General features: G+C 70.9%; 16 protein-coding genes, 1 tRNA gene and 1 pseudogene. 10 read left to right on the forward strand and 8 right to left on the reverse strand.

Features of this window, described 5'->3' with window-relative positions; genetic code table 11:
* The gene (locus tag GEV07_04655; protein ID MQA02027.1) at nt 1–525 is read left to right on the forward strand and encodes a hypothetical protein; all 525 of its coding nucleotides are present in this window, start codon (nt 1–3) and stop codon (nt 523–525) included.
* Here GEV07_04655 and GEV07_04660 read toward each other — a convergent pair.
* The 4 genes from GEV07_04660 to GEV07_04675 form a co-directional block, all read right to left on the reverse strand.
* Nucleotides 467–1,330, reverse strand: coding sequence for a hypothetical protein (locus tag GEV07_04660; protein MQA02028.1), 864 nt, complete (start codon nt 1,328–1,330; stop codon nt 467–469). The genes GEV07_04655 and GEV07_04660 overlap by 59 nt on opposite strands.
* On the reverse strand, nt 1,327–1,986 hold the full coding sequence (locus GEV07_04665) for a TetR family transcriptional regulator (GenBank protein ID MQA02029.1): 660 nt from the start codon (nt 1,984–1,986) through the stop codon (nt 1,327–1,329). Before GEV07_04665 ends, GEV07_04660 begins: the two co-directional genes overlap by 4 nt.
* Before the next feature lie 73 nt (nt 1,987–2,059).
* Nucleotides 2,060–2,362 (reverse strand): branched-chain amino acid ABC transporter, encoded by a 303-nt coding sequence (locus GEV07_04670; GenBank protein MQA02030.1) that lies wholly within the window; start codon nt 2,360–2,362, stop codon nt 2,060–2,062.
* Nucleotides 2,359–3,081: a branched-chain amino acid ABC transporter permease gene (locus GEV07_04675; GenBank protein ID MQA02031.1), complete on the reverse strand. Its 723-nt coding sequence runs from the start codon at nt 3,079–3,081 to the stop codon at nt 2,359–2,361. Before GEV07_04675 ends, GEV07_04670 begins: the two co-directional genes overlap by 4 nt.
* Nucleotides 3,082–3,137: 56 nt before the next feature.
* Between GEV07_04675 and GEV07_04680 the strand changes: the two genes are divergently transcribed.
* Entirely contained in the window at nt 3,138–3,743 is a 606-nt protein-coding gene (locus GEV07_04680) for a hypothetical protein (GenBank protein ID MQA02032.1), read from the forward strand.
* A 131-nt stretch (nt 3,744–3,874) separates the two neighbouring features.
* A pseudogene (locus GEV07_04685) lies at nt 3,875–4,236 on the forward strand (hypothetical protein).
* 16 nt (nt 4,237–4,252) lie between these two features.
* On the opposite strand, the gene GEV07_04690 reads toward GEV07_04685, so the two are convergent.
* On the reverse strand, nt 4,253–5,074 hold the full coding sequence (locus GEV07_04690) for an alpha/beta fold hydrolase (protein MQA02033.1): 822 nt from the start codon (nt 5,072–5,074) through the stop codon (nt 4,253–4,255).
* Nucleotides 5,075–5,367: 293 nt separating this feature from the next.
* Here GEV07_04690 and GEV07_04695 point away from each other — a divergent pair, with 293 nt between their 5' ends.
* The 4 genes from GEV07_04695 (at nt 5,368) to GEV07_04710 (ending at nt 7,804) form a co-directional block, all read left to right on the forward strand.
* Nucleotides 5,368–5,640, forward strand: coding sequence for a DUF2306 domain-containing protein (locus GEV07_04695; protein ID MQA02034.1), 273 nt, complete (start codon nt 5,368–5,370; stop codon nt 5,638–5,640).
* Between the two features lie 337 nt (nt 5,641–5,977).
* Nucleotides 5,978–6,274: a type II toxin-antitoxin system VapB family antitoxin gene (locus GEV07_04700; GenBank protein MQA02035.1), complete on the forward strand. Its 297-nt coding sequence runs from the start codon at nt 5,978–5,980 to the stop codon at nt 6,272–6,274.
* Nucleotides 6,275–6,386: 112 nt separating this feature from the next.
* Complete coding sequence (locus tag GEV07_04705; protein MQA02036.1) at nt 6,387–7,649, forward strand: VWA domain-containing protein; 1,263 nt, start codon at nt 6,387–6,389, stop codon at nt 7,647–7,649.
* Between the two features lie 67 nt (nt 7,650–7,716).
* Nucleotides 7,717–7,804, forward strand: a tRNA-Ser gene (locus GEV07_04710).
* Nucleotides 7,805–7,885: 81 nt separating this feature from the next.
* Here GEV07_04710 and GEV07_04715 read toward each other — a convergent pair.
* On the reverse strand, nt 7,886–8,317 hold the full coding sequence (locus GEV07_04715; GenBank protein MQA02037.1) for a nucleoside deaminase: 432 nt from the start codon (nt 8,315–8,317) through the stop codon (nt 7,886–7,888).
* Nucleotides 8,318–8,432: 115 nt separating this feature from the next.
* On the opposite strand from GEV07_04715, the gene GEV07_04720 reads away from it, so the two are divergent.
* From GEV07_04720 to GEV07_04730, 3 genes are all read left to right on the forward strand, one after another.
* A complete protein-coding gene (locus tag GEV07_04720; GenBank protein MQA02038.1) occupies nt 8,433–9,068 on the forward strand; it encodes a uracil phosphoribosyltransferase in 636 nt (211 codons plus the stop codon).
* Between the two features lie 334 nt (nt 9,069–9,402).
* Nucleotides 9,403–9,981 carry a PH domain-containing protein gene (locus tag GEV07_04725; GenBank protein MQA02039.1) on the forward strand — a complete coding sequence of 193 codons (579 nt, stop codon included), beginning with the start codon at nt 9,403–9,405 and terminating at the stop codon, nt 9,979–9,981.
* A 38-nt stretch (nt 9,982–10,019) separates the two neighbouring features.
* A complete protein-coding gene (locus GEV07_04730; GenBank protein ID MQA02040.1) occupies nt 10,020–10,751 on the forward strand; it encodes an MgtC/SapB family protein in 732 nt (243 codons plus the stop codon).
* A gap of 3 nt (nt 10,752–10,754) precedes the next feature.
* On the opposite strand, the gene GEV07_04735 is transcribed toward GEV07_04730, so the two are convergent.
* Nucleotides 10,755–12,074: a 4Fe-4S dicluster domain-containing protein gene (locus GEV07_04735; GenBank protein MQA02041.1), complete on the reverse strand. Its 1,320-nt coding sequence runs from the start codon at nt 12,072–12,074 to the stop codon at nt 10,755–10,757.
* A 40-nt stretch (nt 12,075–12,114) separates the two neighbouring features.
* Entirely contained in the window at nt 12,115–13,329 is a 1,215-nt protein-coding gene (locus GEV07_04740; protein MQA02042.1) for an FAD-binding protein, read from the reverse strand.
* Nucleotides 13,330–13,406: the final 77 nt, after the last annotated feature.

The following is a 13,406-nucleotide window of genomic DNA, read 5'->3' on the forward strand; positions in this document are numbered from 1 at the left end:
ATGGATCTCTCGAGCCTCGACAAGCTCACCGGACCGCACCTGCACCTGCTGGCCGACGAGCCGGCAAAAGCGTCGGAGAAGATCGTCTACCCGCTGCTGGGGTCCGGCAAAGTGGTGCGCCCGGTGCGGGGCCAGAAGATGCGCGTCATGCAGGGCGTCTACGACGAGTTCGCTGCCGCCCTGCAGTTCCCCGACTACTTCGGCGAGAACTGGGCCGCGTTCGACGAGTGCCTCACCGACCTGGACTGGCTGGGCTACGACGTACCCGGCTACGTCGTCATCGTCCGCCACACCAGCCAACTGCTCGCCGACGAGGACCAGCAGGCGTTCGACGAGCTGCTCGGCCTGCTCGACGAGGCCGGCGAGGAGTGGGCCCAACCTGTGCAGGACGGCGAATGGTGGGACCGGCCGGGCCGCCCTTTCCACGTCGTGCTGCAGGAGTCCGCCGAAGCCGGCGAAGCCATCCTCACCCGCCTACGAATGTCCGGCACCCCACTGGGCGAGATCTGGCGGGCGGACGACTGACCACCGCGCCCGCGGTCAGTAACTGAAGCGCTCGAGGCGGAGTATGTCGCGCAGCGGGGAGATCGCCTGCAGTACGCGGTACATCCGCCGGTAGGCGGGGGTGGGTATGGCGGCGGCGTACGGCGAGCCGACGATGCTGGCCTCCGCGACGAACCGGGCGCGCGGTAGCCAGCGCTCGACCTCGTGCGGGTCGCGCAGCCCCCAGTGCTGGATACGGACCAGCCGGGCGAGCCAGGGCGCTGCGACGTCGGACAGGAGCTCGCCGGTCGGGAAGCGGTCGGTGACCCGCTGCAGCAGCTGCCGGACGTCGTCCTCGGGCAGGTACATCAGCAGGCCCTCGGCGATGATCAGTGTGGGCCGGTCGGCCGGCACGTCGTCGAGCCATCCGGCGTCGGTCGCGGACGCCGCCGAGCAGCTGGTAGTTGGCCCGCGACGGGTAGACCTGCCAGCGGAGCTCGACCACGTCGGGGAAGTCCAGGTCGAACCAACGGACGGCCGGCAGCAGGTCGAGCCGGAACGCCCGGCTGTCCAGGCCGCAGGCGAGCTGCACGACCGTGGCGTCCGGGTGCTCGGCCAGGAACTCGGTCGTCCACACGTCGAGCTGCTTCGCCCGGATGGCGACCGTGTAGCGGTCGCCGGCGGCCTTACGAACCTTCGTGAAGTCGTAGTCGACCTTGTCGAGGATCTCGGCGGCGATCCGGTCACCCAGGATGGGGCGCGGTTCCCGACTCTCCACCGCGCGGGCGTAGAGGGTCGCGAGCAGGGTCATCTTGACGCCGGTGAAGTCGACGTTGCCAGTCGTCATGTCGCCTCGTCTCGGCGGCCCGCCTGCTCGTAGCGGTCGAGGCCGGCACGGATGCGGTCGGCGAACTCGTCGCCGACGATGCGGTCGGTGGTGAGGAACAGCTGGGCGCGGCCGAGGCGGACGGCCGTCTGCGGGTCGTCCGCGTCCAGGTCGAGCGCGCGCAGCACCTGTCCGAACAGCAGCGAGAGACCGAGGAGCATGGCGCTGTGCACCACGGCCGTAGTGCGGGTCTCCTCGGTCGGCGGCAGGGCCGGACCGAGCTCGCCGCCGCCGGTGAAGGTCTCGTACGTCATGTCGACGCACGCGTCGAAGTAGGTGCTCGCGGCCGGCGCGTCGGTGGCGAGCGCCATCGCCACGTACCTGGTGACGGCCACGGACGCCTCGTGCGCGTACCCGATGAACGCGGGGTCCAGGAGCGCACCCGTGGTGGCCGCCTCTGCCTTCGCCTCGCGGATGAGCGTAAACACGTACCCGTCGCACTCGTCGCGCAGCGCCTGCTTGGACGGGAAGTGGTGCTGCACGAGGCCGGGCGAGACCCCGGCGTCCTTGGCGATGCCCCGCACCGTCGCGCCCTTGAAACCGTGCACGGCGAACTGCCGCGGGTAACGAAATGTGCATCGGGTAGCCCACAGACGGGGATCACGACATACGCTCAAGGCACCCGCCCGTCGGGCTGCGCTCCCCCCTGCTCGGCCCGGCGGGACGGGCCCGCGCCAGGGTTTTCCGGCGTCAGCCGAGGGCGCGCAGCGCCGCGGCGGCGGCCATACCGGCCACGACGGCCAGCGGCAGCGGAGCACGCAGGTACCAGGCACCGCCAGCGGCGGCCAGACCGACGAGCATCGCCGGGTCGAAGTCGGACCAGTGTGGGCCGGCCACCTGGACGAGCACCAGGGCGGCGAGCAGGGCGGGCGCCATCAGTCCGATCACCGAAGTGGCGCGGTCGGGCAGCAGGCGCTGACCCAGCGCGACCGGCCCCACGGCCTTCGACAACATGGTCACCAGGGCGACGCCTGCGATGGTCGACCAGATCATGCTGGATCTGCCTCCACTTTCCGGGGAACGAGTCCGATCAACGCGACGAGCAACGGCACGATGAGCGCGATGCCCGGCGGTGCGACGAAGAGCAGCCCGCCGGCGCAGCCGGCTGCGAGCACGGCGACCACGGGACCGCGCGGCGCCTTGCGTACCTCGTCGAACAGCAGCACGAGGAAGAACGCGGGGAAGGCGACGTCCAGGCCGATGGTCTCCACCAGGTCGGGGTCGGGCGCGACGAGCACGCCGACGACGGTGCCGGCGATCCACGCCAGCCACTGCGGGATGGTGGCGCCGATCATCAGCTCGCGGTCGAAGCGGCCGTTGCCGAGGTGGGCGGCGGCCCAGGAGGCGTCCACGATGCCCTGCGCCTCGAGCGCCTTCCGCAGCCGGCCACCGTGCAGGGTGGAGCCGACGGCGATCCCCAGCGGGACGAAGCGGGCGGTGATCGACGCGGCCGCGGCGACCGCGATCACCACACCGCTGCCGCTGGTCAGCGCGGTCAGCGCCGCCGACTGCGCGGAGCCGGAGAAGGTCAGCATGGAGAACGTGATGATCTGCGCCGGGCTCCAGGCGTGGCTCAGCGCCGTCGCGCCGAACGCCACGGCCAACAGGAACCCGGCCGCACCGAAACCGACGCCCATCCGCACGCCCGCGCGCAGGCCGCGCGGCGGCGTACTCGACGGACCGGACGGGGTGTCTTCTCGGGCCTGTGACATCCCGTCGATCCTAACACTCAAAGAGCCAATAGCATGTTAGGTTTACCTACGCGACGATGCCGGTGGTGACGGTGAAGGAACACGAGTTCGAGCTGGTCGGCGGGCATCCGGTGCTCGACCTGACGAATACGGTCTCCTGGCGACCGGTACCCGCGAAGACCGTGGACCGGCTGGCGGACTTCCCTGCGGCGCTGCGGTGGGCGACGGCCGCCGGCGTGCTGGACGCCGCCGCCGGCCGGCGGCTCGCCGCGGCCGACCCGGCCGACGCCGCGCGCGCTCTCGCCCGGCTGACCGGGCTGCGCGACCGCCTCTACGCCGTTCTCGCTGCCGTGCCCACGCAGCGCACCCCCGACCTCGACACGCTGACCGCGTTGCACAACGACCTGAGCCACGCGATCGGCCGCGCCGAGCCGGCAGCGGAGTTGCCGCTGCGCTGGACGGTCGACGCACGACAACCGGCCGACCTGGTGGACCTGATGGCGTTGCAGGCGGACGAGCTGCTGCGCTCGACGGAGCTGGACCGACTCGGGCAGTGCGCCGACGACGGCTGCGGCTGGCTGTTCCTCGACCGCACCAGGAGCCGTACCCGCCGCTGGTGCAGCTCGGCGGACTGCGGCAACCGGGAGCGCGCGCGGCGGCACTACGCACGCAAGCAGCCCTGACCGACGCCGGCTACCCCGCCGCGTGCCGGTACGACTCCTGGACGAGGTGCCACAGGTCTCGAGCTCGACGTCGTCCCCCTTCCGGCAGGAAGACCGCACGCGCGTGCGACACCGAGACGAGCGTGGGCGCCATGTACACGTACGGCAGCGCGCGCATCCGCTGCCAGAGCTTTCGGGAGCAATGGCAGGTCGAACGCCCTGACGTCGACACCCGCCCGATGGAGGTGGTCGGGCGCATCTCCCGGGCGTCGCGGCTGCTCTAACGCGGCACCCGCGAGCACTTCGCCGCGCACGACCTGCAGCCGTCGCGGAGTACGACGTGCTCGCCTCGCTACGCCGGGCAGGCCCGCCCTACCGGCTCACCGCCGGCCAGCTCGTGGCGACCCACCTGGAGAACGAGGACCGGCTGCTTGCCGGCCTCGCTCCCCGGGAGCAGGAACAGCTCACCCGGCTGCTGCGCAAACTCCTGGTCGGGCTCGGCGACCAGGGCTAGCAGGCTGCCGGCGGGGTCAGTTGGTCTGGCGCGCGAGCCAGCGGTGCAGGGCGCTCGTCAGGGCCACCGGCGCGTCCAGCTGGATCAGGTGGCCGGCGGCTTCGATCAGCTCGAGCTCCGCCCCGGGGATCGTCTCGGCGAGGCGGTGTGCGCGGTCCACGGGGATCCAGGTGTCCTCGGTGCCCCAGAGCACGCACACCGGCAGGTCGAGCGAGCCGTACCGCGGCTGGACGTCGTCGGTGTACCGCTGGTCGGCCGCCGCGATCTGCCGGTAGAACGCCGCCTGCCCCTCCGCCCCCAGCCACGGTTGCACCAGCTCGTCCAGCTGGTCGTCGGTGAGGCCGCGGTGGCTCGCGCCCGCGATGTACGCACGTACGGCCGGTTCGTGGATCGCTGCGGGCAGCGCGGTGAAGACGTCCGCGTTCTCCTTCACCAGCCGGAAGTAGTCCGAACCCCAGGGCGCGAGAGCGACCACGTCGACGAGGGCCAGCGACGCGTACTCGGCGGAGTGCAGCAGGTGGGCGCGCAGCGTCACGGCGCCGCCGTAGTCGTGCGCGACGACGTGCGGCCGGTCCAGCTCCCAGTGCTCGAGCAGTGCGGCGAACAGCTCGCCTTGTACGTCCAGCGACACGGGGTGCCCGGCGTCCTTCGACGATGTGCCGTAACCGGGCATGTCCCACAGGTAGACGGTGTACTCGCGGCTGAGCGCCTCGGCGTACGGCCGCCACAGCACCGACGACCAGGGCGTGCCGTGGCACATCACCACGGGCTCACCACTGCCCTGTCGACCCCACCGCACCCGCCGTCCGCGCCAGCCGAACTCTTCGCGCAACTCCATGCCGGGGATCGTGCCAGACATCGCAACCACTTTTCGGTGGACGTCACCCACCACACCCGCGGACACATCACCACCACAGAACGGGACCTGACCACCGTGTGCCCGCTCACCCGCCCTGCCAAGGTCGAACCGACCACAGGCGAGGAGCTGCCATGACCACCGCGACGAGCACCACCCCGACCACCCGGGCACCCAACCAAGGCAGCCGACGCCGGCAGTGATGGCTGGTCGCTCTCGGGGTCGCCTGCCTCGCCAAGGTCGTGCTCTCGCTGCCCGCCTACCTGCCGCCGGACATGCAGCCCAGCCGGATCGAACCGCGCAGCGAGTTCCACCTCGCCGTGCTTGCGGCGCACGTGTTCACCGCGTCGGTCGCGACGCTCACCGGCCCGCTGCAGTTCTGGCCGTGGCTGCGCAGCCGGTACCCGACCGTGCACCGGTGGAGCGGCGAGCGTGATCACCACCCGGCTGCTGATACCGCCACTCATGCTGGCCGCGGTGCCGCAGATGGACACGATGTACGCGGGCGACGCCGCGGCGGCGCTGCTGCACGACGTGGCGAGCGGTAGCACGTGGCTGGCGTTGTTCGTGCACGTGCTTTTCGCCGAATGGTACGTGCTGCGGCGCCGCGCTACTTCGCGTCCTTGAACAGGGAGTGCGACATCATCCGGCTCGCCGCGACGGCGGTGGACCTGATCAGCGACTTGAAGACCGGCGCCGGCACCGTCGTCATGGCCGGCGGGCGGGACGGCTGCGACTCGGCCCCGGCGGGCGCGCTCGCGGCTTCGTTCGGCTGCACGCACAGTCCTCTCTCTCGCTGTCCGCCCCTGGACGGCGCTGCCGGCAACCCGGTTCCCGTACGCCGGTATCCAGTTGGTGCCGGTATCTCCCATACACTGACCAGCGATGATTTTCAAGGCGGTGGGCGACAGGCGCCCCTACCCCGACCACGGCTACAGCCATCGGCAGTGGGCCGAGATACCGCCACGCCAGATTCGCCTCGATCAGCTGATCACCACGAAGAACAACCTCGACCTGGGCCAGCTGCTCGCCGACGACTCCACCTTCTACGGTGACCTGTTCGCGCACGTCGTGGAGTGGCAGGGCGAGCTCTACCTGGAGGACGGACTGCATCGGGCCCTGCGCAGCGCGTTGCATCAGCGCAACGTGCTGCACGCCAGGGTGCTGGTCCTGGAGAGCTGACCGGCCCGAGCCGGCCAGGTAGCGAGCCGGTCACAATCCGGGCGTCCTGGAGCCAACCACGCACCTTGCTCGTCTCCTACAGTGTTGTCGAGTGCCAACGAGGAGTCTTCACGTGCCCGTACTGCCGCCTGGATCGCACCGCCGCGCATCGCTCGTTCCCGTGACGTTCGTGCTGCTGGCCAGCCTGTTGCTCGGCGCCTGCGGCACCGGCGAGCCCGTGACGAAACCGACCGAGCCGACGAAGTCGAAGTCCTCGAAGCCGACCAAGAAGGCCACGACGAAAGCCGACGAGCTCGACGACCTGTTCGCCGACTCGGACAGTGACGGCATCCCCGACCGCGTGCAGCAGGAGATGGGCGAGGACCCGGCCGGCGACAAGTGCGCCTCCCAGGTCTGCAAGGCCGAGGAGAAGGCCAGAGCCACCAACATGGCGAAGATCGTGCGGGGCACGAGCACGATGATCATCCTGGACAGCTCGGGCTCCATGGTCAGCAAGACAAAGGACGGCACCACGCGGATGGCCGCGGCCAAGAAGGCCATCCGTAACTACGTCGACAACGCGCCGCAGTCCACCGAACGGCTCGGCCTCATGGTGTTCGGGCACGAGGGCAGCAACCAGCGGTCCGACCGGCGGATGAGCTGCCGCGGCATCGACACGCTGGAGTCGGTCGGCAGCCTGACGAAGGACAACGTCGGCGGCACGCTCAACCAGTTCGAGCCGACCGGGTGGACCCCGCTCGGCGCGTCGATCCGGGCCGCGACGAAGGGGTTCGCGAGCGAGCGCAACCGGGTCAACAAGATCGTCGTGGTCAGCGACGGCATCGACGAGTGCGGCGGCAACCCGCAGGCCGAGGCCCGCAAGCTCCGCCGCTCCGGGTTCAACGTCGAGATCGACGTCGTCGGCATCGGGGTGAAGGGCGGCGGCAACCCGACCGGCAAGCAGCTGGGCGGGGTCGCGCACGCCACCGGCGGCACGTACACCCCGGTGAGCGACACCGCCGGGCTGGAGTCGTACTTCAACGGCCGGCTGGGCGACTGGGTGGCCACCGCGCAGCTCAGCGAGTGCGTCGCGAAGCAGTTCATGGACTACGCCAGCTGCCAGGCGGTGCGGTGGCAGAAGGCCAAGTCGAGGCTCGACGCCGAGGTGAAGCGGCTGCGCTCGGCCGGCAAGGACACCGAGGCCGACCAGCTGCAGCGGCAGATGAACCAGACCGCGAACTACTACCTGAAGACGCTGACCAGCAGGGGTCTCGGCGCCGCGAAGAACTTCACGCCGAACTCGGCCGAGGTCAAGCAGATCATGAGCTATCTGGAGAAGACGGAGAACGGGCGGGCCGTGCTGAAGGCCAACAACGTGCCCTGCTCGGCCGACTGAACCGACCGCGCGCGGCTACCGGAAACCTGCGCGCACCGGCCTACTGGTCTCAGGTAGGCTGCCGCACGGTGGCGTGTCCGAGCGGCCGAAGGAGCACGCCTCGAAAGCGTGTGAGGGTCCGCCCTCCGTGGGTTCAAATCCCACCGCCACCGCCATGGCGGTCGCCCGCGTCTCCGCTGGTCGAAGACCTCACGGTCTCCCCGGAGACGCGGGCGATCTCGATGTAAGAGGCCCCGTCAGCGCCGGTCGGCGAAGAAGTCGCGTAGTCGCCGGCCGCACTCGTCGGCGAGCACGCCGCCGAGCACCTCGGGCCGGTGGTTCAGCCGCGGGTCCCTGATCACGTCCCACAGCGAGCCGGCCGCGCCGGCCTTCGGGTCGACGGCGCCGTACACGACGGTGGCGATCCGGGCGAGCACCGTGGCGCCCGCACACATGGTGCACGGCTCCAGCGTGACCACGAGCACGCAGCCGTCCAGCCGCCAGCTGCCGGCCCGGGCGCTGGCGGCGCGCAACGCCATCAGCTCGGCGTGTGCGGTCGGGTCCTGGTCGGCCTCCCTGGCGTTACGGCCGGTGGCGAGCAGCTCCCCCTCGGCGGCGTACACGGCCGCCCCGACCGGCACCTCGCCGGCGGCGGCCGCCCGGTCCGCCTCGGCCAACGCGGCGCGCATGCCGGGCTCGTACTCCTCCACCCGCGCCGGCGGCGGGCTCGGCGGCAGCTGCGGTGTCATGACGCACAGTCTTGCCGGACCGGCCGCGGCATGCGAAACCGGTACGGTGACCGCCATGCGCACGCACGTCGTAGATCACCCGCTCGTCGCCCACAAGCTCACCGCGTTGCGCGACGAGACCACGGAGACGCCGGCCTTCCGCCGCCTCACCGACGAACTCGTCACGCTGCTCGCCTACGAGGCGACCAGGGACGTACGCACCGAGCAGACCGAGATCGTCACCCCAGTGGCGCCGACCACGGGACAGCGGGTGTGCCGGCCGTCGCCGCTCGTGGTGCCCGTGCTCCGTGCCGGCGCGGGCATGCTGGACGGGATGATCCGGCTGCTGCCGATGGCCAAGGTCGGCTTCCTCGGCATGATCAGGGACGAGCAGACGCTCACCGCGTCCACGTACGCGCAGCGGCTGCCGGACCGGATCGACGGCAAGCAGTGCTACGTGCTCGACCCGATGCTCGCGACCGGCGGCACGCTCGCCGCCACCTGCCAGCTGCTGCTCGAGCGGGGCGCGAGCCAGATCACCTGCGTCTGCCTGCTGGCCGCGCCCGAGGGGCTCGCCCGGATGGCCGACGACCTCGGCGACGCGGACGTCGCCGTGGTCACCGCCGCGGTGGACGAGCGGTTGAACGAGCACGGCTTCATCGTGCCCGGGCTGGGTGACGCGGGCGATCGGCTCTACGGCGCGGTACGGTAGAGCGCCGCACGCCGTGGTGCGGCGTAGTGCGGATCCCCCCGCGCCCGAGCGGAACAAGTTAGAGTGCACCGGGTGCGGCAGGGAGATTCCCGAAGTCATAGGTGCCGGACATAGAGTTGCTGTAGTGTGTCATTTACCCGGAGTCACCAGGCAGGGCCGCTGGAGGAGGTGCCCCCAAGACCATGCCTAAAAAGATTGCCATCTGGGCGCTCATAGCCTTCCTCGTCTTCTACCTGGTCACGCAGCCGACGCAGGCCGCGGGAATCGTCAGCGGTATCGCCGGTGGCATCGCCGGCGGGTTCGAAGGCGTCGGCAGATTCCTGAGTAGCCTCGGATGAACGTACTGACGCCGCGTAACTACGCGCCGGCGTCCGTGAGCCGGTACCTGCTCCCTGCCGAGAAGCAGGTCATCTCGGTGCGCATGCATCCCGTGGTGCTGGCGAAGTCGTTCTTCATCACGATCGGCGTGCTCATCCTCGGTGCGGCGGTGAGCAGCCGGCTGCCCTCGGAGTCTCCGGTCCAGGCACTCGTCTGGCTCCCCGGGCTGGCGGTTGTCGGGTGGTTCGTCGTCCGCGCCGTCCAGTGGTGGGTGGACTGGTTCACCATCACGGAGAAGCGCTTCATCCTCACCACCGGCATCATCACGAAGAAGGTCGCGATGATGCCGCTCACGCGTGTCACGGACATGAGCTTCCGGCGGTCGCCGGCGGGCCGGATCCTGGGCTACGGCGAGTTCGTCCTGGAGTCCGCGGGTCAGGACCAGGCGCTGCGGTCCGTGCCCTACCTGCCGTACCCGGAGCAGATGTACCGCCGCGTCTGCCTGTGGATCTTCCCCGAGCGGGTCGAGGACGTGACCCCCGAGGAAGTGGAGGAAGAGGAGCAGGAAGCCGAGGACACGGCAGCCAGCTCGTAAGGCGGTAGTTCTCCCCCGCCCGGGGTAGTAGTGCGCCCATGACATGGGCGAACCCGGCATGGCAGGTGGGCGGTCAGGGTTGGTGGCAGCTGCTCAACCTGCTCGTCGCCGCCGTACTCTGCTTGACCATCGGACTGGAACGCGAGCTGCGCTACCGGGACGCGGGTCTGCGTACGCAGACCCTCGTCGGGCTCGGCTCGGCGCTGTTCACGCTGCTGTCCAAGTACGGCTTCGGTGACGTACTCGGCGACGACATCATGCTGGACCCGTCGCGGGTCGCGGCGCAGATCGTCTCCGGGGTCGGGTTCATCGGCGCCGGCCTGATCTTCGTCCGCAGGAACGCCGTACGCGGCCTCACCACGGCCGCGGTCGTCTGGCTGTCGGCCGCCGTCGGCGCGGCCGCGGGCGCCGGCCTCCCGCTGCTTGCGGCCGCGGTCACCGCGGGCCACTTCCTCGTCGTGTACGGCGTATCCCCGGTGGCCAGGAAGCTGCCGCAGAGCAGCTACGCGGTGCGCGACGTGCGGATCGACTACGACATCGGCGAGGGCACACTGCGCCGGGTACTCACCCTCTGTACGGGGCGCAGCTTCGTCGTCGAGGAAGTGCAGAGCGTGCAGCAGGAGCACGAGGCAGGCGGGCGCGGACCGCGCGGCGTGTCGGTGCTCCTGCGCCTCCGCGGCAAGGGCGACCTGGCCGAGCTGGCGGCCGACATCGGCGAGGTGCCCGGCGTCGCGAGCGTCATCACCGGCGGCGGCGCGGACGGCGACTGACCGTCAGCCGGCCGACGAGCCGTGCTCGGTGAGCTCCGCCGCGGGAGTGCCGCTGATCGCGGCGTCGAGGAACTGCGCGGTGTGCAGCATCGGCAGCGGGGTGCCGCGCTCGCGCAGGCTGGTGGCGATCTGCATCATGCACCCCGGGTTCGCGGTCACCAGGATGTCCGGGCGCACGCTCGCGACGGCGGTGGCCTTGCGCTCCCCCAGCTCCGCGGCCGCCTCCGGCTCGAGCAGGTTGTAGACGCCCGCCGAGCCGCAGCACAGCGCCGCGTCCGGGATCTCCGCGACGGTGACCCCTGGCACCCCCTGCAGCAGCCGGCGCGGCTGCGCCCGGATGCCCTGCGCATGGGCCAGGTGGCAGGCGTCGTGGTACGCCACCCGCAGCGGCAGCTCGTGCCGCGGCGCGACGGTGCCGAGCTGGATCAGGTACTCGCTGAGGTCGTACACCTTGGCGTGGAACGCGGCGACCTTCTCGGCGTACTCGACGTCGTCCTCGAGGAGATCGACGTACTCCTTCATCGCCGAGCCACAGCCGGCGGCGTTCACGACCACCGCATCGACGTTCTCCGCGGTGAACATGTCGATCACCGCCTTGGCGTAGCGCTCCGCCTCGGGTGAGCGGCCGTTGTGCAGCGAAAGCGCGCCGCAACAGCCCTGCCGCGGCGGGACGATGACGTCGCAGCCCTCGGCGGCGAGCACGCGGACCGTCGCGGCGTTCACGGAGGAGAAGAACACGTCCTGCACGCACCCGGTGAGCACGCCGACGACCGCTCTGCGGGTGCCGACTGCAGGTGTCCTTGCCGGCACCCCCTCGTAGCCGGACAGCGGCGGCGCGATCGCCTCCATCGCACGCACGGAGCTGGGCAGCTTGCTGTGCAGCCGGACCTTCCTGATCAGCCGGTCCAGGCGCAGCCCCCGGTACGCGCGCAGCATGTTGCGCATCACCCGGAGTCGGCCGGGGTGCGGGAAGGTCGCGAAGATCAGCCCACGCAACATCCGCTGGAACAGCGGCCGCTTGTGGTTGCGCTCGATCTGCGCACGCGTCGCCGTGACGATCTTGTCGTACTGCACCCCGGACGGGCAGGCGGTGACGCACGCCATGCAGCCGAGGCAGCGGTCCATGTGCGTCACCATGGAGTCGGTCATCTCGGCGCCGGAGAGCCCCGCGTTCACCAGGTCGATACGGCCGCGGGGGGAGTCGGACTCGTGCCCCCACAACTCGTACGTCGGGCAGGTGGGCAGGCAGAAGCCGCAGTGCACACAGTCCGCGACGAGCTGCGCGGACGGCGGCTTCTGCTCGTCGAACGCCGTCATGCCCAGTACCTCCGCAGTCTCGGTGTCTGCCCCGCCGTCGCTCATCTCATATCCCTCCGGCGAACCGGCCGGGCGCGAGTACCCGCCCCGGGTCGAACTCCTTCTTGACCCGCTCCATCAGGCCGAGGGCCGGGATGGGGCCGAACGCGTCCGTACCGCGCTTGGCCAAGCCGAGGTGGATGTCGCGTGGCGCGCTCTCCACGAAGACCGAGCCGTCGTGCTTTGCGGTGACCGACCGCAGCTCCTCGATCGCGGCGACCACGGGCTCGGCGTCGTACTCGCCGGAGATGCCGGCGTGGAAGACCCCGACGCCGAGCGCGCCGCGGCAGGTGACGTGCAGACCGGTGCGCGCCGCGATGGCCCGCACCGCGTCGATCACCGAGCCGGTCATCGACGCCGGTACGGCGACCCGCAGCGAGGTGCCAGCGGAGTCCGCGGCCGGCTGCAGCCACCACGACGGCAGCTGCGACGGTCCCTCGATGTCGGTGACCTCCGCGTCCACGCCGAGCACCCGAGCGACCGCCCGCGTCCGCTGTTCCACGCCGACGGCGGTGCCTTCGACGAGCACGCCGACGGTCAGCGAGTGCACGTCGGAGCTGCAGTCGATCTCGACGGCGGACGGCACGACCTGCGCGCGCCGCAACGCGCTGGAGAACCAGCCGGCGATCTCGCCCTGGTCGACCCCTACCGTCACCAGCTTGGCGGCCTCGGGCACCGGGTGCAGGCGGAACACCGCCTCGGTGATCACCCCGAGCGTGCCGAGCGAGCCGACGAACAGCTTGCCGAGGTCGTACCCGGCGACGTTCTTCACCACGTTGCCGCCGGCACGCGCGACAGTGCCGTCGGCGAGCACCACGGTGATGCCGATCAGCAGGTCGCGTACGGTGCCGTACGCGTGGCGCAGCGGCCCGGACGGGTTCGCGGCGATCGTCCCGCCCACGGTGCCGCCCAGGTACCCGTCCTGCACGGCGAGGCGGGTGGCGAGCGCGAGCCGCTGCCGGCGCGGGAACAGCGTGGCGGCCAGCCGGCTCAGCGGCGTGCCTGCCCGGACCCGCGCGACCAGGTCACCGGCGTTGTGCTCGACCACGCCGACCAACCTGCTGGTGTCCAGCAACAGGTCGACGTGCTCCGGCGGCCGGCCCCACTCGAGCTTGGTGGCGGTGCCCCGTGGCACCACCTTCATGCCGCGCTCGGTCGCCGCCTGCATGATCGCGGCGACCTCTTCGGTGCTCTCCGGCGTGGCGACGTAGCGCGCCTGCACGTCGGCGACGGTGTCCACGACGGCAGCGGCATCGACCAGCCGCACGGCGTCCGCACCCACTAGTCGGAACCCCGTGT

The sequence above is a fragment of the Streptosporangiales bacterium genome (assembly GCA_009379825.1).
Classification (GTDB): domain Bacteria; phylum Actinomycetota; class Actinomycetes; order Streptosporangiales; family WHST01; genus WHST01.